This is a genomic window from Kitasatospora sp. NPDC056327, from assembly GCF_042261735.1.
Lineage (GTDB): Bacteria > Actinomycetota > Actinomycetes > Streptomycetales > Streptomycetaceae > Kitasatospora.
Genome location: NZ_JBHJRC010000148.1, coordinates 1 through 19,498, shown reverse-complemented (window position 1 = coordinate 19,498; position 19,498 = coordinate 1). Strand labels below are relative to the sequence as shown.

The 19,498-nt window shown below is 76.8% G+C and carries 17 protein-coding genes; 11 read left to right on the top strand and 6 right to left on the bottom strand.

The genetic code is table 11. From position 1 onward, the window contains the following. The first annotated feature begins 158 nt into the window (after positions 1-158). A complete protein-coding gene (locus ACFCX4_RS21440) occupies positions 159-1,157 on the top strand; it encodes a GlxA family transcriptional regulator (RefSeq protein ID WP_376144733.1) in 999 nt (332 codons plus the stop codon). A 41-nt stretch (positions 1,158-1,198) separates the two neighbouring features. Here ACFCX4_RS21440 and ACFCX4_RS21435 read toward each other — a convergent pair whose 3' ends face one another. Beyond that, positions 1,199-1,741 (bottom strand): GNAT family N-acetyltransferase, encoded by a 543-nt coding sequence (locus ACFCX4_RS21435; RefSeq protein ID WP_376144731.1) that lies wholly within the window; start codon positions 1,739-1,741, stop codon positions 1,199-1,201. A 374-nt stretch (positions 1,742-2,115) separates the two neighbouring features. Here ACFCX4_RS21435 and ACFCX4_RS21430 point away from each other — a divergent pair, with 374 nt between their 5' ends. From ACFCX4_RS21430 to ACFCX4_RS21395, 8 genes are all read left to right on the top strand, one after another. Further along, positions 2,116-3,909 (top strand): condensation domain-containing protein, encoded by a 1,794-nt coding sequence (locus ACFCX4_RS21430; RefSeq protein ID WP_376144729.1) that lies wholly within the window; start codon positions 2,116-2,118, stop codon positions 3,907-3,909. Further along, positions 3,906-5,324, top strand: a complete 1,419-nt coding sequence (locus tag ACFCX4_RS21425) for an MFS transporter (RefSeq protein ID WP_376144727.1) — start codon at positions 3,906-3,908, stop codon at positions 5,322-5,324. The genes ACFCX4_RS21430 and ACFCX4_RS21425 overlap by 4 nt, the downstream gene beginning before the upstream one ends. Then, entirely contained in the window at positions 5,321-6,688 is a 1,368-nt protein-coding gene (locus ACFCX4_RS21420; protein ID WP_376144725.1) for a type III PLP-dependent enzyme, read from the top strand. The genes ACFCX4_RS21425 and ACFCX4_RS21420 overlap by 4 nt, the downstream gene beginning before the upstream one ends. Further along, entirely contained in the window at positions 6,685-7,734 is a 1,050-nt protein-coding gene (locus ACFCX4_RS21415; RefSeq protein WP_376144723.1) for a 4'-phosphopantetheinyl transferase superfamily protein, read from the top strand. The genes ACFCX4_RS21420 and ACFCX4_RS21415 overlap by 4 nt, the downstream gene beginning before the upstream one ends. Further along, positions 7,731-9,335, top strand: a complete 1,605-nt coding sequence (locus tag ACFCX4_RS21410) for a class I adenylate-forming enzyme family protein (protein ID WP_376144721.1) — start codon at positions 7,731-7,733, stop codon at positions 9,333-9,335. Before ACFCX4_RS21415 ends, ACFCX4_RS21410 begins: the two co-directional genes overlap by 4 nt. Positions 9,336-9,493: 158 nt before the next feature. Beyond that, a complete protein-coding gene (locus ACFCX4_RS21405; RefSeq protein ID WP_376144719.1) occupies positions 9,494-9,781 on the top strand; it encodes an acyl carrier protein in 288 nt (95 codons plus the stop codon). A gap of 88 nt (positions 9,782-9,869) precedes the next feature. Beyond that, positions 9,870-11,501 (top strand): helix-turn-helix domain-containing protein, encoded by a 1,632-nt coding sequence (locus ACFCX4_RS21400; protein WP_376144717.1) that lies wholly within the window; start codon positions 9,870-9,872, stop codon positions 11,499-11,501. Between the two features lie 130 nt (positions 11,502-11,631). Next, positions 11,632-12,684, top strand: coding sequence for an LLM class flavin-dependent oxidoreductase (locus ACFCX4_RS21395; protein ID WP_376144716.1), 1,053 nt, complete (start codon positions 11,632-11,634; stop codon positions 12,682-12,684). 25 nt (positions 12,685-12,709) lie between these two features. Here the strand turns inward: ACFCX4_RS21395 and ACFCX4_RS21390 are convergent, their stop codons facing one another. Then, the gene (locus tag ACFCX4_RS21390; RefSeq protein WP_376144714.1) at positions 12,710-13,252 is read right to left on the bottom strand and encodes a CGNR zinc finger domain-containing protein; all 543 of its coding nucleotides are present in this window, start codon (positions 13,250-13,252) and stop codon (positions 12,710-12,712) included. Between the two features lie 80 nt (positions 13,253-13,332). On the opposite strand from ACFCX4_RS21390, the gene ACFCX4_RS21385 reads away from it, so the two are divergent. Continuing rightward, entirely contained in the window at positions 13,333-14,886 is a 1,554-nt protein-coding gene (locus ACFCX4_RS21385) for an FAD-dependent monooxygenase (protein WP_376144712.1), read from the top strand. A 447-nt stretch (positions 14,887-15,333) separates the two neighbouring features. Here ACFCX4_RS21385 and ACFCX4_RS21380 read toward each other — a convergent pair whose 3' ends face one another. The 4 genes from ACFCX4_RS21380 to ACFCX4_RS21365 are packed head-to-tail and all read right to left on the bottom strand — an operon-like array spanning position 15,334 to position 18,936. Further along, complete coding sequence (locus ACFCX4_RS21380; protein WP_376144710.1) at positions 15,334-16,329, bottom strand: hypothetical protein; 996 nt, start codon at positions 16,327-16,329, stop codon at positions 15,334-15,336. Continuing rightward, positions 16,326-17,162: a hypothetical protein gene (locus ACFCX4_RS21375; RefSeq protein ID WP_376144709.1), complete on the bottom strand. Its 837-nt coding sequence runs from the start codon at positions 17,160-17,162 to the stop codon at positions 16,326-16,328. The genes ACFCX4_RS21380 and ACFCX4_RS21375 overlap by 4 nt, the downstream gene beginning before the upstream one ends. After that, positions 17,159-18,019 (bottom strand): hypothetical protein, encoded by an 861-nt coding sequence (locus tag ACFCX4_RS21370; RefSeq protein ID WP_376144707.1) that lies wholly within the window; start codon positions 18,017-18,019, stop codon positions 17,159-17,161. Before ACFCX4_RS21370 ends, ACFCX4_RS21375 begins: the two co-directional genes overlap by 4 nt. A gap of 44 nt (positions 18,020-18,063) precedes the next feature. After that, entirely contained in the window at positions 18,064-18,936 is an 873-nt protein-coding gene (locus ACFCX4_RS21365) for a hypothetical protein (RefSeq protein ID WP_376144705.1), read from the bottom strand. A gap of 313 nt (positions 18,937-19,249) precedes the next feature. Between ACFCX4_RS21365 and ACFCX4_RS21360 the strand changes: the two genes are divergently transcribed. Next, positions 19,250-19,417, top strand: coding sequence for a hypothetical protein (locus ACFCX4_RS21360; RefSeq protein ID WP_376144704.1), 168 nt, complete (start codon positions 19,250-19,252; stop codon positions 19,415-19,417). The last annotated feature ends 81 nt before the right edge of the window (positions 19,418-19,498 follow it).

Sequence of the window (19,498 nt, the reverse complement as noted above, 5' to 3'; positions counted from 1 at the left end):
GCTCCGCCGCCGGCATCACCGTCAGCTTCGGCGCCCACGAGCGCAGGTCCTCACGGCTGAGGTCACGCCGTACGTACAGCCCTTCCGCCGCCCGCCGCCCGCCGCCCGCCGTCCGCCGTCGAGCCGCCGCCGTCCGCCCCACGACTACGCTGGTGCCCATGCCCGTGATCGCCGTCCTCGCCCTCGACGGCCTGCCCGGCCATCACCTCACCACCCCCGGACTCGTCTTCGGCACCGCCGACCGCGCGCACCCCGGCCCCGGCCACGAGCTTCGGCTCTGCACCGGGGGAGCCCCCGGCGCCGTTCTGCTCGGCGGGCCCGCCCCCGCCGAGGTGGTGCTCCCGTTCGGCCTCGAAGGAGCCGCCGACGCCGACGTCCTGCTGCTGCCCGCCCACCGGGCGGACCCCGGACGCCCGCCCGCGCCCGCGCTGTTCGACACGCTCCGCGCCGCCGTTGCCCGGGGCGCGCGGATCGGCGCGGTGGGCAGCGGTGTGCTCACCCTCGCCGCGTCCGGTCTGCTGGACGGCCGGCGGGCGACCACCGCCTGGCGGCACACCGAGGAACTCGCCCGCCGGTACCCGCGCGTCGAGGTCGACCCCGGCGGCACCCTGACCGCCGACGGGCCCTTCCGCACCTCCGGCGGGGTGTTCGGCGGGCTGGACGTCTGCCTGTGCCTGCTGGCCGAGGACCACGGCGAGGGGGTCGCCGACCGGACCCGCCGGGAACTGCTCAGCCCGCTCCTCGTCCACGCCGAACGGGTCCGCGACGACATCGGCCGGACCGTCGCCGACAGCGACGGCCTCGACGCCACCCTGCGCTGGCTGGAGACCCGGCTCCATCTGCCGCTGACCCCGGCCGACATCGCCGGGCACGCGGGCGTCAGCGTCAGCAGCCTCCACCGGCGCTTCCTGGCCCGGACCGGCCTCAGCGCCCCGCGCTACCTGCTGGGCCTGCGCCTCCAGCGGGTCCGCGAGCTGCTGGAACGGACCGACGAACCGGTGGAGGTCATCGCCGCCCGCACCGGCTTCGCCTCCCCGGCCACCCTGCGCGGCCACTTCTCCCGGCTGACCGGTACCACCCCGCGTGCCTACCGCGCCCGTCACCGCGCGCCGCGGGACCGGGCCGCCGCCACCCCGCCGCAGGGCACGGGGGCCTGAGCCCCGGGCCCCCGGCCGCCGGGGCCGCGGGCCGGGGGCGGCTACGCCCCGGGCTCGTCCGTCCAGTCCTCGGCCAGCAGCCCGAGCACGACCTCGTCCACGAAGGCCCCGCAGACCCAGGCGGCGCGGCGCAGGGTGCCCTCGGCCACGAAACCCGCACCGGCGGCGGCCCTGATCATCGGCCGGTTGTCGGCCAGCGTCTCGATCTGCAGCCGGTTCAGCCCGCGCACCGTGAACCCGTACCGGCAGAGCACCCGCACGACGTCCGCCGCCAGTCCGCGCCCGCGGAAGCCGGGCCGCAGCGCGAGACCGAGGTGGGCGACCCGGTTGTGGGTGTCGATGCCCCAGAGCAGCGCCTCCCCGGCCAGTTCGCCCGACGGCAGCTCCACCACCGAGAAGCACGCCGCCCGGTCGTCGTCCGGCTTCACCACGAAGGGCGACTGCGGGGAGCCGGGCGGGACCGGCTGCCAGGGGCGGGTGTCGGCCCGCGAGCGGGTGGCGACGTCGTCGTGGAGCTCGGCGTGCAGCAGCGGAACGTCGCTGTCGTGACGGGCGCGGAGGGCGATCCGGGAGGTTTGTAGCATGTCACATGGTTACCAGGGCGGTGCCGTGACGGGCCAGTGGTTTTCCGCGAGGGCCCCCGGCGCCGCACGGACCTCCCCGGCCTCCGGGCCCGTCCGCACTCCCCGCAGCCCCCCGGCTCCCGGCCGCCCCACGGGCCGTCAGCGGCACCCGACCGGCACCGGACCGGCAAGCGATCGGCAACTGCGGGCCGTCCGCAGCCGCCCGCCGCCCGGGCCGCCCGCGGCATCGCCGCAGGCCGGAGCAGTACTCCCGGCCGCGCGCACCGGAACTGTTGCCGATCGGCCTTCCTGGCCGTCCCGTCGGCCCCCGTCTTCACTGGCACCGCACGAGGCCCGGGACCACCGGGCCGGAGCAGCTGAGGAGGCGGAGCGGCATGGCACGGCGGAGGCTGTTGTCGAAGATCGGTTTCTCGGGACTCTCCGCGCGCAGCGGTCCACTGGCCCACGGGCTGACCAACCTGCTGCGCGCGGTCATCGTGGACGACGACCCGTCCCACCTGAACCTCACCACGGTGCTGCCGGTCCCGGACGGCACCGGGCTCGCCGCGGTCGAGGCGGCGATCGGCGTGCTGCTGGAGCGGCACGAGTCGCTGCGCACCACGTACCGGATCGCGCCGGGCATCGGCCCGGACACCGTCCAGGAGGTGGCGGGCGAGGGCACCCTCGACCTGCTCCTCGTGGACGCCGACGGCGATCCGGCCGAGGCCGCCGTCGAACTGGCCCGCGAACTGCGGACCGGGGGCTTCGACCTGGCGGCCGACCTGCCGCTGCGGCTGGCGGTGCTGCTCTCCGGCGGCGCGCCCGCGGCCCTGGTCTGCGCGGTCTGCCACACGGCGATGGACGCGACCAGCTGGGAGATCCTGGTCGAGGAGTGGTCCGCCCTGATGGACGGCCGCGAGCTGCCGGCCCCGGCCGGGCTGCAGCCGATCGACGTGGTGGAGCTGGAGCGGCGGCCGAGCGTGCGGCGGATCACCGAGTCGGCGCTCACCTACTGGGACGCCCGGATGCGGGTGGTGCCGCAGGCGACGTTCGCCGTGCCCGGCCTCGCCGGCCCGGCGGAGAAGGACTGGCACCACACCGGCCTGCGGATCGTCTCCGGACGCGCGGCCGGGCACCTCGACCGGATCGCCGCGCGCACCGGCGTGTCGCGTTCGGTCGTCACCCTCGCCGCGTTCGGCGCCCTGGTCGCCCGGCGGGTGGACGAGCCCCGGTGCGCGGTCACCTCGCTGTCCGCGAACCGGGTGGCCAAGGAACTGCGCGGCTACTTCGGCACCCTCGCCCAGGACGCCCTGCTGCTGCTCGACACCGGCGCGGCCGGGACCTTCGACGAGCTGGTCCGCGCCTGCCGGACCGAGGCGATGCGGGCCTACCGGGCCAGTTGGTTCGACCCGATCCGGGCCTGGGAGGTGATCAACGGCGTGGGTGAGCAGCGCGGCATCTCCTTCGCCCGCGACCTGGTCTTCAACGACATGAGCGCACTCGGCCAGGGGCGGGCCGGACCGGCCGGACGGCGCTTCCCCGCGGTGCGCACCCCGGCCGAGGACAAGCCCCTGGGCCGCTACGACGAGGCCCTCGACCTGCGGCTCGAACCGCTGGCGGCGGAACTGGTGCCCAGCCGGCTGGTCCTGATCGCCCACCGCCTGGAGGAGCGCCTGGACCTCGCGCTCTGGGCGGACCCGCAGGTCCTGCCGCCCGGGGAGGCGGAGGAGTTCGGCCGCTCGCTGGTGCTGCTGCTGGCCGCGGCGGCCGACGGCGACCTTCCGCTGGACCGGCTTCCCGGGCTGATCGGCCTGGAACCGGTGCGGCGCGGCGACGGCTGGGTGCGCAGCGACGGCTGCCGGGTCGAGTTGGCGGCGGTGCGCGGGCTGGCCCGCGAGGCACTGGGCGACCGGCCGCACCTGGTCGTCGCGGAGCCGGACGAGCGGCTCGGCGACCGGCTGGTCTGCCGGGTCGCGGCGTCGGCGGACGACCCGGCGCCGGCGCCGGAGGTCCTCGCCGGACTGCACCGGCGGATGCTCGGCCTGCTCCCGGGCCGGCCGACCGCGCTCGCGCCGCAGTGGTACGTCCTGCACGCCGCCCCCGCGCCCTGCGGCCCCGGCCCCGGTGCGTACGCCGACGCCGCCGCCTGGCGGGCGCTGCCCGTGCTGGCCGAGGGGCCGGGCCGGTGAGCAGCGTCGAGGAGGTCCCGGCCGCCGCGCCGGCGGACCGCGTCCACGACCGGGGCCCGGACGGTCCGGCGGACCGCGTCACGGACCGCGTCACCGACCGGGCCGTCGCCCCGGCCGCCGGGCGGCCGTCGCCCCCGTCCACCGGAGGCGTTCCGCTCTGGAACCGTGACTTCCGGCTCTTCTTCACCGCCCGCACCGTCGCCATGCTGGGTGACGCGATGCTGCCGGTCGCCCTGTCCGTCGGCATCCTGGACGCCGGCTACGGCCCGAGCGGCGTCGGCTACGCGCTCGGCGCGTGGACCGCCGCGCTCGCCCTGTGCATGCTCTTCGGCGGCGCGCTCGCGGACCGGCTGACGCCGCGCCGGCTGATGGTGTGGGCCGACGGCGTGCGCCTGGTGGTGCAGTCCGTGGTGGCGCTGGGCTTCCTGCTCGGCACGCCCTCGCTCTGGCAGATCGTCGCCGCGCAGGTGGTCAGCGGTGTGGCGACCGCGATGTTCCAGCCGGGCGTGGCCTCGATGGTCCCGGCGGTCTCCCCGGACGTCCAGCGGGCGAACGGCTCGCTGCGGGTCGCCGAGGCCCTGGCGGCGCTGTCCGGCCCGGCGCTGGCCGGAGCCATGGTCGCCGCCCTCTCGCCCGGCTCCGTCTTCGCGGTGTACGCGGCCACGTACGGCATCAGCGGCTGGTGCCTGCTGCGGCTGCGCGTCAAGCTCGTCCCGCAGAGCGCCGGGGACGGTTCGCTGCTGCGCCAGCTCGCCGACGGATGGCGGGAGTTCCGGTCGCGAACCTGGCTCTGGGCGGTCATCGCACTGTTCACCGTCTACGGCTTCACGGTGGCCGGGGTGTCGCTGGCGCTCGGCGGTGTGCTGATCATCGAGGAGCACGGGGCGACCGCCTACGGCACCGCGATGGCGGCCTTCGGCGGCGGCTGCGCCCTGGGCGGCGTGCTGGCGATGAAGGTCCGCCCGCGGCGTCCGCTGCTGGCCGGGGCCGGGGCGCTGACCGTCTTCACGCTCTACCCGCTGGCCCCGGCGCTCGGCCTGCCGCCGTGGGCGCTCGCGATCGGCTGGGGGGTGGCCGGCGTGGGCTGCGCCTTCTGGGGCGTGGTCTGGGCGACGACCGTCCAGACGCAGGTCCCGGCCGCGCTGCTCAACCGGATGTACGCCTACGACGTCACCGGCTCGCTGGCCGCGATGGCGCTCGGCCGCACCTTCGCCGGGCCCCTGGCCGACCGGCTCGGCGGGCAGCAGGTGCTCGTCGGGGCCACCGTGCTGGCACTCGCGTGCTGCGCCGCGCTGCCCGCCGTGCCCGCGATCCGCGGGCTGCGCGCCGTCGGGCCGGACGATCCGGCCCCCGCCGCCGGGCCCGGCCCGGCGGTACCCCACACCGAACGAGCAACCGAGGGGACCCACCGATGACCACCGGGGAGACGACCTTCCAGGGGATCGCCGTCACGGAGCTGGCCGAGCGCTTCGGCACACCGCTCTTCGTCTACGACGGCGAGGTCCTCGAACGCACCTACCGCGACCTGCGGGCCGTCCTGCCGCCCGCCGTCGACGTGTTCTACTCGCTCAAGGCCAACCCGAACATCAGCGTCTACGCCCTGTTGCGGTCGCTGGGCGCGGGGGCCGAGGTCTCCTCGCACGCCGAACTGGTCACCGCGCTGCGGGCGGGCGCCGACCCGCGGGACGTGATCTTCCTCGGCCCCGGCAAGGACGCCGCCGAACTGGCCGCCTGCGTGGAGGCCGGGATCCACGCGGTGGTCTGCGAGTCGGTGGAGGAGCTCCGGCGGCTCGACGAGCTGGCCGCGGCGGCCGGCCCGGTCCGGTGCCGTGCGATGCTGCGGATCAACCCCGACTTCGCGACCAAGGGATCCGGCCTCGCGATGGGCGGCAAGCCGCGCCAGTTCGGCATCGACCTGGAGGTGCTGCGCTCGGCCCGGGACGTCCTGGCCGGCCTGCGGCACGTCGAACTCACCGGCCTGCACGCCTACATGGGCACACGCTTCCTCGACCACGCCGACGTGGTGCACAACACCCGGGAGATCCTGGCCGCGGCCGAGCGGCTCTCGGCCGAACTCGGCGTCCCGCTGGGGACGGTGGACTTCGGCGGCGGCCTCGGCGTGCCGTACTTCGAGAACGAGAAGGCCCTCGACGTGGCGGCCCTCGGCACCGGGATGCACGAGGTGGTGGCCCCGTTCGCGGAGCGCCACCCGGACTGCCGGCTGATCATGGAACTCGGCCGCTACCTGACCGCCTGGGCCGGCACCTACGTCGTGCGGGCCCGCTACGTGAAGCGCTCGATGGGGGAGTGGTTCGTGGTCGCCGACGGCGGCACCAACCACCACATGGCGGCGGTCGGCGTCGGCAGCTTCGTCAAGCGCAACTTCCCGGTCCGCCACCTCGGACGGCCCGCCGCGCCCGCCGTCCGCGCGTACTCCGTCACCGGACCGCTCTGCACGCCGAACGACGTCGTCGCGAAGAAGGTCGGGCTGCCCGAGGTGGCCCCGGGCGACCTGCTCGGCGTCGAACTCTCCGGCGCCTACGGGCCGACGGCCTCGCCCGGACTCTTCCTCAGCCACGGGTACCCGGCCGAGGTCCTGGTGCACCGGGGGCAGGCCCACCTGGTCCGGGAGCGGGACACCCTGGAGGACCTGCTCGCCAAGCAGCGGCTGGTCGACCTCACGGCCGGGGCCGCTCCTGCCGCCACGGCCGGGTCCGCCGCCGCCGAAGCCGGTGCTTCCGCGGCCGGGGCCGCCGCGCCCGCCGGGGCCGTGCGGTGAGCGGTGCCGCCCCGCTGGTCGGCATCGACGTCCTGGAACTGGGCGAGCTGGACCGGCTCTGCGAGCGGTCCTGGTTCCTCCGGCACTGCTTCGCCGAGGAGGAACTGGCCCGCGCGGAGCGGCTCGGACCGGGCCGGCGCCGGGAGTACCTGGCCGGGCGGTTCGCCGCCAAGGAGGCGGTGCTCAAGGTGCTCGGCACCGGGCTGCTGCGCGGCATCGCGCCGCGCGAGATCGCGGTCGGCCAGGACGGCGCCGGGCGGCCGCTGCTCCGGCTGCGCGGCCGGGCCGCCGACCGGGCCGCCGAACTCGGGCTCTCCGCCACCGCCGTGTCCATCGCCCACAAGCGCCGGACGGTGACCGCCGTGGCGGTCGGCCGCCTCGACCCGGCCCCCCTCACCCCACCACCCGACCCCGATCCCCGCCCCACCGTCCGGGAGGAGCCCCCCATGGACCGACCGTCCACCACCCTGCCGCACGCCGAGCGGCCCGCCGCCACCGCGGGCACCGCCGACCGCGCCGTCCCGGGCCCGGCCGGGACCGACGGCCCGCCGGTCGTCGCCCGGCTGCGCCTGCGCCTGGGCCAGGAGGACGCCCACTACGGCGGCGGCCTGGTCCCCGGTGCCCGTCTGCTCGGCCTGTTCGGTGATCTCGTCACCGAGATCACCGTCCGCACCGACGGCGACGAGGGCCTGCTCGCCGAGTACTCGGCCGTCCGTTTCACCGCGCCCTGCCGGCCCGGCGACTACCTGGAACTGACCGCCCGGCTGGTGCACCGCACCCGGCTGCGCCGGAAGGTCGAGTTCGAGGCGTACAAGGTGATCGCGGCCCGGCCCGACCGCTCGCCCTCGGCCGCCGAGGTGCTCGCCGAACCCCTGCTCGTCTGCACCGCCACCGCGACCGCGGTGGTCCCGCCCCCGGCCCGCGCCGGCCGGGCCGCCGCCCCGGCGGGCACCGCCCCGCACCCGGCCGGTCCGGCCGCCGCCGTCCGGACCACTGCCGACCGGACCGCCACCAGCCCGACCACCGTCGACGGGAGCCCCCGATGACCGCCCCCGGCACGCCGTGGACACCGGCCCTGCTGCACGACATCCTCGACCGGGCCGCCGAGCTGTGGCCCGACCGCCCCGCCCTCTCCCAGGGCGAACTGACGCTGGACTACCGGGAGTTCGCGGCAGCCTCCAGGCGCCTGGCGGAGCTCCTGCGGACGGCCGGGGTCCGCCGCGGCGACCGGGTGGTGGCCGCCGCGCCCTCCGGCCCCGCGCTCGCCGTGCTGGTCTTCGCGGTCTCCCGGCTCGGCGCCGCCTACACCCTGCTGCACGAGCAGGTCCACGGCGCGCCGCTGCTCCACGTCCTGGACGACTGCGAGCCGAGGCTGCTGATCACCGAGGACCCGGCGGACCGGGAGGCGGCCGACGGGCGCTCGATCGCGGCCCTGCCGCTGTCGGCCCTCGTCGGGGCCGCCTTCCCGCCGGCCGGAGCCGATGCGCCCGGAGCCGAGCCGCCCGGAGCCGCGCCGGGCGAGCGGGCCGCCGGGGCGGGGCCCGGGGCTCCCGCCCGCCCGGCCGGACCGGCCGACGGCGCGTCCGGTGTGCTCGCGGTCGACCCGGTGAGCCTCATCTACACCTCCGGCACCACCGCCCTGCCCAAGGCAGTGGTCAGCACCCACCAGCAGGTGCTGTTCGCCGCCCGGGCCATCCAGTCGGTGCTCGGCTACCGGGCCGACGACGTCGTCTACTGCCCGCTGCCGCTCTCCTTCGACTACGGCCTCTACCAGGTCCACCTCTCGGTGCTGAGCGGCGCCCACCTCTGGCTCGGCCTGCCGAGCGAGGCCGGCCCGATGCTCCTGCGCAGGCTGGCCGCCACCGGGGCGACCGTGCTGCCCGGGGTCCCCTCGGCCAGCGAGGGTCTGGCCTGGCTGCTGCGCCGCTCGGCCAACCGGCTGCCCGCCCTGCGGCTGCTCACCAACACCGGCGCGGCGCTCTCCGCCGAGACCATCGCGGGCCTGCGCGCGGCCCTGCCGGACCTCCGGGTGCAGGTCATGTACGGCCTCACCGAGTGCAAGCGGGCCACGATCATGCCGCCGGACGGCGACCTCGCCCGGCCCGGCTCCTGCGGTCTGCCGCTGCCGGGGACGCAGGTCCTCGCCGTCGACGACGACGGCGCCCCGGTGCCGCCGGGGGAGATCGGCCAGCTGGTGGTCCGCGGGCCGCACGTGATGGCCGGCTACTGGCGGCGCCCGGAGCTGAACGCCGAGCGGTTCCCCCGCCGGGACGGTCTCTTCCCCGAGCTGTGGACCGGGGACTACGGCTGGCTCGACGAGGACGGCTACGTCTACTTCAGCGGCCGCCGCGACGACCTCTACAAGGAGAACGGCTTCCGGCTCAGTGCCACCGAGGTGGAGGCCGCCGCCCACCGGGTGCCGGGCGTCGTCTCGGCCGCCGTCCTGCCGCCCGAGGGCAGGCGTCCCTCCGTGCTCGTGGTGGTCGGACGGGTCGAGGCCGCCGAGGCGCTGGAGCTGATGCGCGAGCAGATCGAGGTGTACAAGATCCCGCGCCGCTGCGTGGTGCTGGACGCCCTGCCGCTCAGCGCCAACGGCAAGGTGGACCGCCGACGGCTGGCGGCCCGGCTCGCCGAGATCGTCGTCTGACCGCCGCAGCGGCACCTCCGTTCCACCGGCACCTCCGTTCCACCGGCACCTCCGTTCCACCGGCACCTCCGTTCCACCGGCGCCTCCGTTCCACCGGCACCTCCGTGCCGCCGGTACCCCCACTTCACCGACACCCCCGCCTCACAGAGGAGCGAACCATGACGGACCGTCAGTCCATCGTCCAGGCCCTGGAGACCGCCCTGAGCGACGTCCTGGAGCGCGACGTCGCCGGGCTCGCCGACGACGTGCGCCTCTTCGACGACCTCCACCTGGACTCCACCACCATGCTGGAGCTGCTGATGGCGCTGGAGGACACGATCGACCTGGTCGTCGACCCGGAGACCCTGGACATCGAGGACTTCGTCTCGGTCGGGACCTTCACCGACTTCGTGCTGACCACCCGCGGCGATGTCACCGTGCGTGGCGACGTCGCCGTGACGTCCTAAATCCGCAGCTTGGTCAAGTTGGTCTAGACCTGACATCGCGTCGCTCGGTATCTTCGCCCTTGGGGCAGACCACTGTGGGGGTGACCAGGTGTATCCCGACGGCGCGACGGCGACCGGGGAAGAGCAGTCCGGCCGGCTCCTGCGCACCCTCCGGGAATCCCGGGGATGGACGCAGGAGCGGCTGGCGGACGCGTCCGGGGTCAGCGTCCGCACCATCGGCAACCTGGAGAACGAACGGGTCGGCCGCCCCCGGCAGAGCTCGGTGCTCGCGCTCTGCCGGGCCCTCCAGGTGCCCCGCGCGGAGGCCGACCGGATCGTCCGCGAGATCAGCCGGCGCCGGCGCCCCGTGCCCGCCCTCCCGGAACGCCCCTGGACGGCGGCGTACGGCGGCCCGGCGCCGCACGACCCGGCCGGCCTCGCGCCGCCCGTCCACGGCACCGAACTCGTCGGCCGGTACGACGAACTCCGCCGGCTGGGCCGGGCCCTGGAGCAGCACCGGGTGGCCACGCTCACCGGACCGCCGGGCATCGGCAAGTCCCGGCTGGCCGCCGAGTACGCGCGGCGCGCACCGGGCCCCGTCTGGTTCGTCGACCTCGCCCAGGAGGACAGCCGGGGCACCCTGGCCACCCTGGGCGCGGCCCTGCGCGACCCCGCCGTCCGGACGCCCGCGCTGCTGGTCCTGGACAACGCGGACGACGCCCTCGACGCGGCCTGCCGCCTCGCGGGGTTCCTGCTGCGCTCGGGCGGCGGCGCGACCCGACTGCTCACCACCGGCCGCGAACCGCTCGGCCTCGCCCTGGAGGCCGGCTGGCCGATCGGCCCGCTGCCCGTCCCCCGGGAGCCGACCCGGCGGGGCGTCCTCGCCTCCCCGGCCGGTCGGCTGTTCGTCCAGCGGGCCGCCGAGGCCGCGCCGTTCTGGCGGCTCTCCGAGGCGAACTGCGCCGCGGTCGCCCACCTCTGCGCGGTGCTCGAAGGGCACCCGCTGGCCCTGGAGCTCGCCGCCGGACAGCTCAGCGCGATCTCGCTGGAGGACATCCTCTCCCGGATGTCCCACCAGCTGGACCTGCTGGAGCGCCGCCGGGCCCCGCAGCAGGGCCGCCACCAGTCGCTGCGCCAGGCGTTCGAACGCAGCTGGATCCGGCTGCGCCCGATCGAGCAGCGGGTCCTCGCCGCGGTCTCGGTCTTCCAGGGCGACTTCTCGCTGGAGGCGGCCGAGCACCTGGTCGGCGGCGACCGCGGTGCCGGGCAGGTCCCCGGCCGGGGCGGCGGGCGCGGCGCGGACGGCGGTGCCCCGCCGGCGAACGCCCTCGACACCGCCCGGGCGCTGCGCGACCTCGTCACCCAGTCCCTGATCAGCGTCCACCGCTACGGCGACCGGCTCCGCTACCGGCTGATCGGGCCGGTGCGGGCCTTCGCGGCCGAGCGCAGCGCCGAGACGGGCGACCGCACCGGGCTGCGCCGCCGGCACGCCCAGTACTTCTGCCGCCTCGCCGAGCGCCACGCCCGGCTGGCGGCCTCGGGGGAGCGGGTGCGGTTGCTCCCGTGCGACGAGGACAACGTCCGGGCGGCCGCCCAGCACGCCCGCGCGCTCGGCGACCTGGTGCTGTGGACCAGGATCATGCAGAGCCGGCTCTGTCTGCCCGAGGGCCTGCGCGAGGCGGCCCCGGCCGGGCCGGCGCCGCTGCGCCGGCCCGTGGGCCCGGCGTTCCCCGCCTTCTGACGCCACGCGCCCGGCCGCCGGCCTCCGCCGCCCGTCCCCGCCCCCGCCCCCGCCGCCCGTCCCCGCAGGTCCGCCCCCGCCTCCCGTCCCCGCAGGTCCGGCTCCTCCGGTCGGCCCCGGGCCGCCGGGAATGACGGCGTCGAGGACGGCTGTTGCCACCGGAGTGACCGCCGCACCGGCTCTGCGCCTCTCCGTACTGGACCGTTCCCGGACCCGCCGGGGGGAGGAGCCCGCCCGGGCGCTGCGCGACACCGTGGCGTTCGCGGTGGAGGCCGAGCGGCTCGGCTACCACCGCTTCTGGGTCTCGGAGCACCACGGGGTGCCGGGGGTGGCGGGCTCCGCCCCGACGGTGCTGGCCGCCGCGGTCGCCGCCGCGACCTCCCGGATCCGGGTCGGCACCGGCGGGGTGATGCTGCCCAACCACCAGCCCCTCGTCGTCGCCGAGCAGTTCGGTGTGCTCGCGGCGCTGTTCCCGGACCGGATCGACATGGGCCTGGGGCGCTCGGTGGGCTTCACCGACGGCGTCCGGCGGGCCCTGGGACGGGAGAAGGACGCCGCCGACCGCTTCCCCGAGCAGCTCGCCGAACTCCTCTCCTGGTTCGACCCCGCCGCCCGCGGCCCCGGGGGCGTGCACGCCCGCCCCGCCGAGGGACTCGACGTCCCGGCGTTCGTGCTGGCCACCGGCGCGGGCGCGGACGTCGCCGCCCGGGCGGGCCTGCCGCTGGTGATCGCGGCGGTGCGCGGGGAGGAGGCCATGACGGCCGCGATCGAACGCTACCGGCGGGACTTCCGCCCCGCCGCCCGCGGCGGCGCGCCCGCCCGGCCCTACGTGGTGGTCTCCGGGACGGTGGCCGTCGCCGAGAGCGACGAACGGGCCCGCGCGCTGCTCGTACCGGAGGCCTGGTCGAGCGCCCACAGCCGTACCCACGGCGAGTTCTCCCCGCTGGAGCCGGCCGAGGAGGTCCTGGCCCGGCCGATGAGCCCGCGTGAGCGCACCGCGTTCGAGCAGGCCCTCGCCGGCCACATCGCGGGCACGCCGGAGCGGGCCGTGGCCGCGCTCACCGCCCTCGTGGAGCGCACCGGCGCGGACGAGTTCCTGCTCACCACCAGCACCTACGACCGGGCGGAGCTGCTCACCTCCTACCGGCTGCTCGCCGGGGCCGCCGGGCTCGCCCGGGCCTGACGCCCGGCGGCCGCGTCCGGTGCCGTCAGTCGGCGTCGCGCTGCGCCCGGTGCGCGGCCACCCGTACCCGGGTGGCGCAGCGCGGCGTGCAGTAGCGCTGCGGCGTGCGGCGGCCGGTGTCGATGAAGAAGCGCCCGCAGCCGGGCGCCGCGCACCGGCCCCAGGCGCACCGGCCGCGCTCGCTCAGCCAGAGGCCGAGCGCCAGCGCGGCGGTGGACAGCAGCCAGTGGGTGAGGCCGGCGTCCGGCGGCGGCTGGGTGTGCAGCGACCACGGCCGGCCGGGCAGCCGGACCAGCCGGGGCCGGGCGGGATACCGGTCGAGCAGGGCGTTCACCGTCTCGGCCGCCACGTCCGGATCCCCGGTGGAGAGCAGGCGGGCGACCGGGGCGGTGGCCTCGCGCAGTTCGCGGGCGTCGGCCTCGGTGAGCCGGAACGGCGGGCCCTGGTGGCGTTCGAGGAGCGCCTGCAGTCCGGCGGCGTCCACGGCGGGGTCCTGCCGCACGGTGTTCGCGAGTTCGGCGAGGAAGAGCAGCCCGCGCGGGTTGCCGCCCAGGGGGCCATCGGTCATGCGTCCGTTCCTTCCGGTCGTGTCCACATCCCCATGGTAACGTCGAAAGCAATTAATGGCGTTACAAGTTCGGGAGTGACATGCGAACGTGGCCGACGAGGACGTCCGTGCTGGTGGTGGGGGGCGGGCCGGTCGGCCTGACGCTCTCGCTGCTGCTCTCCGAACAGGGCGTCGGGCACCTGCTGGTCGAGGCGCACCCGGCGACCTCCCGCCACCCCAAGGCCCGCGGAGTCTCGGCCCGCTCGGTCGAGGTGTTCCGGCGGCTGGGGCTGGAACCGGACGTCCGGCGGGCCGGCCTGCCGCCCTCCCACGTCTTCTTCTACCGGGGCCGCGACCTCGTGGACCCGGACTTCGTCCGCACCGGGGTGGTGCCGGACGGCCCGGAACCGGGCGGCGGACGCACCCCCGCGCCGGGGCTCGTCTGCTCCCAGGACGCCCTGGAGGAGGTGCTGCTGCGCCGTGCCCGGGAACGCGCGCCCGGGGCGGTCCGGTTCCACGCCCGGCTGCTCTCCTTCACCGAGGAGCCCGGCGAGGGCGTCCGGGCGGAGGTGGAGGACCGCGACACCGGCACCGTGCACACCGTGCACGCCGACCACCTGGTCGGCTGCGACGGCGCGGCGAGCACCGTGCGCAACGGCGCCGGGATCGCGATGGACGGCCCGACCGGCCTCGGCCACTACCTGAGCATCCGCTTCGAGGCCCCGCTCGGGGAGGTGGTGGCCGACCGCGCCAGCGCCTCCTACTTCCTCACCGCCCCCGGCCGCGGCGGCTTCCTGGCCGTCGACAACGACCGGCACTGGGTCTACCAGTACCCCTACGATCCCGGGCGCGACGACCTCGCCGCGCTGCTCGCCGACCCCGGGGCGCTCGCCCGGCTGGTCCGGGAGGCGGCCGGTCTCCCCGGACTCGACGTCACCGTGCGGGACACCATGACCTGGCGGATGGACGCCCGGCTCGCCGAGGCCTACCGCCGTTCCCGGGTCCTCCTCGCCGGCGACGCCGCCCACGTCGTGCCGCCGACCGGCGGGCACGGCATGAACACCGGCATCGGCGACGCCGACAACCTCGCCTGGAAGCTCGCCGCCGTCCTCGACGGCCGGGCCGGCGACCGGCTGCTCGACACCTACCAGGACGAGCGCCGCCCCGTCGCCCGCCAGGTCGTCGACCTGTCCCTGGCCAACTCCCGGGCCCGCGCCGGCTACCGGATCGACGACGAGCTGCTGCTCACCGCCGTCTACCGCTCCGCCGCGGTCCGCACCGGGCCGGGGACCCCCGACCGGCCGCCCCTGGACCCGTCCTGCGAGCACGGGAGCGCCGTCGCGGGTGGACGGCTCCCGCACCTCGTGCTGCCGGGCACCGCCTCCACCCTCGACCTCGTCGGCCCCGGCTTCGCCCTGCTCACGCCCGCCCCGGGCACCGACTGGCACCGCCAGGCCGCCGCCGCCACGGCCGCCGGCCTGCCCGTCACCCCGCACGCCCTGCCGGTCGACGACGGCACCTGGGCACGGTTCGCCGGGCTCCCCGCCGCCGGTGCGCTCCTGGTCCGGCCCGACGGCCACCTCGCGTGGTGCGCCCCGCGGCCGCCCGCCGAGGCCACCGGGCTGCTCACCGTGCTCCGCGGGCTCCTGCACTGACGGGCACGGCGGGCCGGGGCCGGGGACCCCTGCTGGGGCCGGGGCGCGCCCATCACGACTCCGGCAGGGATCCGCAGGGCGCGCCCCGCCCCGCGCCCCCGCCCCCGTCCACGGGCACCGGGGCCGCCGTTCGAGGGCCGTCCGCCGTTCGAGGGCCGTCCGCCGGTCGGGGTCCCGGCCGCGGGGGCGGGGGGCCGTGGCGTCCGAGGGAGCACCGCACGTCATCGGTGTGCTCAGGGCGTGTCGATGTTGCCGGCCCGGGTGCCGTGGCCCGGGCCGGAGCTCGTGCGTGGCCGGTTCGACGCGGTGCTCGGCCCCCTCGTCGGCCGCAGGGCCGCCACCGCCCGCCGCTCTTCGGCGGGGGCGGTCGGGCGGCCCGGCCGCTCGCCGTGCGGGCGGGCCGGCGGTCGCGCCGCCGCCCGCCCGTCGATCACCGGGGCGTCCGGTTCAGGCCAGCAGGTCGGACTGGAGCGTGACCACCTGCCGGAACGCCGTTGCGGACACGCCCCGCGGGTTGGTCATGGTGACGACGCCCACGAGGTCGCCCGCGGTGAGGTAGGCGAGCCGGGTGGCCGGGTCGGCGCCGGTGTGCGCGGTCCGGGTCTGGCGGGCGGCGAGGGTGACGCCGTAGACCTCGTCCCAGCCCTGGGGCGTGACCTTGCCGAGGCCGGGGGTGTCCTTCGGGTCCTCGCCGTCGCGCAGGGCGACGAAGACGGGCCAGGCCTCGTGGGACGAGCCGAAGGAGAGCAGCCGGATCTGCGTCCAGGTGCCGTCGGAGGCCGTCCACTCGCGGACGGTGGCGGCCCGGCAGGCGTACTGGAGCAGGAGGGCGCGCAGCCTGGCCGGGTCCTTGTGCTCGGCGGCCAGGGCGTTGCAGTCGGCCCCGTCCGGTCCGGCGGCGGGTGCGGAGGCGGTGGCCGTGGGGGAGCCGGAGGCGCCGGGGCCGGTGCTCGCACCCTGGCCGGCGCCGCCGGTGGCGGAGCCGGTGACGGCGGGCCTGGGGAAGACCGCCGGGGTGCGCGAGCCGCCCGCCTCCACCGGCACGGGCAGGAGCAGGTGCCGCAGCTCGGCGGCGTGCCGGTTCTTGTTGTCCTTCGGCGCCGCCTTGCCGGAGGGCAGCGGCGGCAGGACCAGCGCGGGGAAGGTGTAGCGCCCGTCGTTCTCGGTGGCCAGCCCGGGGAGGTCGGTGCGGTCGCGCGCGGTCACGGCGAGCGCGCTGCCGGTCCCGGCCAGCGCGCACACCACGGCCGCGGCGCCCCAGCGGACCGCCGCCTTCCGGCGCCGGGTGCGGCGGAGCGCGCGCTCCTCGTCCGCAGGCGGTGCGTCCGGGGCGGCGCCCGGCGCGGGGGACCCGGGCGCCGGAACGGCCGCTACCGGAACGGCCGCTACCGGAACGGCCGGTGCCGGTGCGACCGGCGTGGCGGAACTGTCGTGGTCGGTCATGCGGAGGCTCCCGGGCGGGCGAGGCGGTCGAGCTGCTGGGCGAGGAGGGCGACGATCCGGTCCTTGGCGAGCGGTGCCACTCCCTCGGCGTCCATGACCACCAGGAGGTCGCCCTCGGCGGCCGAGCAGGTCATCCGGTCGATCGGTGCGGAGGGCTCCGCGGGCAGCAGGTAGCAGTGCGCCTCGGGGTGGCCCGGCACGGCCGGGCCGAGGCGGAAGATCCCGGTGTTGCCGGTGAACACGGCCATGAACTCGCCGGCCTTCTGCACCTCCTGCTGGTTGAGCTGGTGCAGCTTCATGCCGATCACCAGATTGTTCGGCCGGTTGGTGTAGGTGCGCACGCCGGTCGCCCTGACGTGCAGGTCCTTCCAGGACTGCATGAGCTTCTCCCGCTGTTCCTTCGGGATCGGCCCGAGGTCGTCCTCGAACGCGGCGGTCAGCTGGTCGGCGGTCAGTTCGGTGTCGTTGCCGAACGCGCCGTCGTCCGGTCCGGGGCGGTAGTCGTCCGAGACCGGCAGCAGCAGGTCGCGCAGCGACCCGAAGTGGTTGCCGTTGGACTTCGCGCCGAACGGGGTGGCGCCCGGTGCCGGTGTGCCGGTCGGAGCGGTGGCCGCCGCGGGTACCGGATCGTCGTAGCGCACCTCGATGACGCCGGCGCCGACGGCCACGCCGACGAGGGCGGCGGCCACGGTGGCGCCACCGGCGCGCAGGGCCCGGCGGGAGGTGCCGGAGGAGCCCGGCGGCGGGGTGGAGCCGGCGGGCGCGGGGGCCGGGGCGGCCGCCCCGGGCTGCGGCCCGGACTCCGCGGGGCCGGTCACGGTGCTCTCGGTCATACCAGCCGCTCCCACTGCTGCTTGGCGATGTTCCTGACGACCTCGGCGTTCACCGGCCGGGTCCCGTAGACCTCGACCCTCATCACCACGGTGCCGCGCTGCGCGACGGCCCGGCCGAGGTAGTACTGCTCGGTGGTCTCGGACCAGTACCCGGGCCTGCTCTCCATCTGGTAGCCGCCGTTGGCCTCGGGGGCGAACGGTTCGAGGTCGTCCTTGCGCCGGTTGTGCCTGTCCGCGCTGGTGGCGAAGTCGGCCGCGAACTGGGTCAGGGTGACCCGGACCGACAGGTCGTTCTGCTGCCAGTCGACCTCCACGGCGCGCCGGAAGCCCTCCGCGGCGAGCTCGACGAAGACGGCGGCGGCCTTCGCGTCGTGCTCGGCGAGTTCGCCCGCCGTGATCCAGCTCGGCGTTTCCGGGTAGTCGTCCCACGGCTTGCTGCCGCTGGGCGGGCTGATCAGCAGCTTGCGCAGGTCGCCGTCGATGGCGAGCGGCGGGGGAGCGAAGGCGGCGGCTGCGGCCGGGTCCAGGACGTCGGAGGGGTACGTCGGCAGCGCGACCTGGAGCGGCGGCAGCGGCGTCGGGGGCCGGCCGGACTGGATCGCGTAGCCGATGCCGCCGCCGGCCGCGGTGCCGAGCACCAGGCCGGACACCAGCAGCAGCACGGGGCGTGGACGGCGCGGACGGCGCGGCGCGCGCTCGGCGTTCGCCGGCGGGGCCGGGGCGGCGGGGCCGGCCGGGGCGGCCGGGGGAACGGCCACGGGCCCGGGAAGGGCGGCGGCCGGTGCGGTCGGCGGCCCGGTGGGCGGGGCCGCCGGCGGCGCGCCGGCGGGCGACGGCGCCACGGATTCGGTGGTCACGGGGAGCTCCGGAGGAGAGGGGGGAGGGCGGGGCGGTGCGGGGCTCAGCGCCCGGAGGTCAGCCAGTCGCGCTGACGCTTCATCAGTTCGTTCAGCAGCGCCTTGTCCGGGTCGCCCTTCACGTCGACGTCGACGACGTACTGCACGTCGCCCTGGCTGGAGATGCCGCTCATCGAGCCGGTGTAGGCCTTCTGCTCGGGCTTGCGGAGGTAGCCGCGGGCGGCGGGGTCGCCGCTGATCTCCACCGGGGGGAGGTCCATGGTGTAGCTCCTGGCGAACTCGCCGGCCCGGGCGGCGGTGGCGAACCGCATCAGGGTGACGGTCACCTCGGCCTTGCCGTCCTTGGTGCGGTAGGTCCGGGTGGCGGCGTCCTTGAAGCCGAGGGCGCGGAGGGCGGTGATGACCTCCGCTCCGTCGGTGATCCGTCCGGCCAGCTCCTCGTCGGTCACCGGCATGCCCTCGGCGGGGCCGTAGGACTCGCCGCCCTCGGGGATCGGGAGGAGGAAGAAGCGCAGGTCGCCGTCGTGCCGGCCGCCGCTGACCGTTCCCCGGACGGTGTCGGCCGGAGAGGGAACGCCCGCACCGGGAGCGGGTGCCGCGGGCGGCGCGGTGGTGGCGCTCGCGGAGGCGGTGGCGGAGGCGGTCGGGGCCGCTGCCGCGGTGGCCGACGCGGCGGGCCGTGCGTCGGGCCGGCCGACGGCCACCGTGACGGCGGCGCTGGTCGCGGTGACGGCGAGCAGGCCCGCGGTGGCCAGCGTCACGCCGACGGCGCGCGGCAGCTTCCCGGGTCCGGCGGGCGGAGCCGCCGGGCCGGGAAGGGGGCCGGCTCCGGCGGTGCGGTCGGGCGCGGCGGACGGGTCGGGTGCCGGATCCTGCGCCGGATCGGCGACGGGCGGCACGTGATCGTGCGCAGACAAGGGAGATCCCCCAGGGAGGTTCGGGAAGTGTGCGCACGGGCATCTCGCGGGCAGTCCCGGTGGCTCGTGGCCACCCGCCCCCTCGTGCGTCTGGCTGGAATTATCCGAGCGGCGGAGGTCCGGTGCCAACAAGATCAATCACCGCACTCCCGCCCAAGGCCCGACCAAAGGGACGCACCGTGATCGAACCGAAACCGTCGACGGCTCCCGGGGTTCCGCCCCGCGGTCGTCACGGCTGGGAAAATACCCCCCTCGGTATACTCGAACGGGAGGGAAGGGCAGTCCTTCCCTCCCGGGAGCGAGGAGTCCAGCGATGTGCCGACGAACCACGTGCCGCACCTGCGGCAAGGCCGACTACGCGGGGTGCGGCATGCACGTCGAGCAGGTGCTGGCCGGAATTCCCCGGTCCGGCCGCTGTTCCTGCGACCGGACCGCCGGGCGGGGCGGGGGCTTCCTCGCGCGGCTCCTGGGCCGCCGCTGAGCGGAGGCCGCCCGCCCGGCGGCGGCCGTGGGGCGGCCGGACGGGGTACGCCGAGCGGGCCGCACCGGGAAGTCCCGGTGC